The 706-nt window shown below is 50.8% G+C and carries 1 protein-coding gene; it reads left to right on the top strand.

Going from position 1 to position 706, the window contains the following annotated elements:
* Positions 1 to 706, top strand: a 706-nt coding sequence (locus OW492_RS16935; RefSeq protein ID WP_290041705.1) for a hypothetical protein, incomplete at both ends; no start/stop codon positions are given.

Here is a 706-nt window from a genome sequence, read left to right as displayed (position 1 = left end):
GTTGCTGGCGCAGAAGTGGCGACCTTTGAGACCTTCGATGAAGATGGCGATGAAGTGACAGTCACCTTAAGCGATACCGTTAACTACGAAATGGTAGATGGTACGGTTGTCCTCACTGAAGCCGGTGCTGACTTAGTGAACAATGGCGAAGAATTACCGGCTTTCACCTTAACGCCAAACGACGGCACGGTTGATGGCGATGCAGTAAGCGTTGATCCAAGTGTTGCGACCGTAAATGATGCACCAGAAATCACCATTCTAACCAGCAATGACTTTACCGAAGATGACGGCAGCGCCGTTGCTGGCGCAGAAGTGGCGACTTTCGAGACCTTCGATGAAGATGGCGATGAGGTGACGGTTACGCTAAGCGACACAGTAAACTATGCCTTAGTAGACGGCTCAGTGGTATTAACCCAAGCCGGTGCTGACTTAGTCAATAGTGGCGAAGAATTACCAGCGTTCACCTTAACGCCAAGCGATGGCACGGTTGATGGTGATGCAGTAAGCGTTGATCCAAGTGTTGCGACCGTGAATGATGCTCCAGAAATCACCATTCTAACCAGCAATGACTTTACCGAAGATGACGGCAGCGCGGTTGCTGGCGCAGAAGTGGCGACTTTCGAGACCTTCGATGAAGATGGCGATGAGGTCACGGTTACGCTCAGCGACACAGTAAATTATGCACTGATTGATGGCGCGGTGGTAT

This window comes from Psychromonas sp. 14N.309.X.WAT.B.A12, from assembly GCF_030397575.1.
Lineage (GTDB): Bacteria > Pseudomonadota > Gammaproteobacteria > Enterobacterales > Psychromonadaceae > Psychromonas.
The sequence above is the reverse complement of the archived record's forward strand: the minus strand, read 5'-3'. Positions and strand labels throughout refer to the sequence as shown.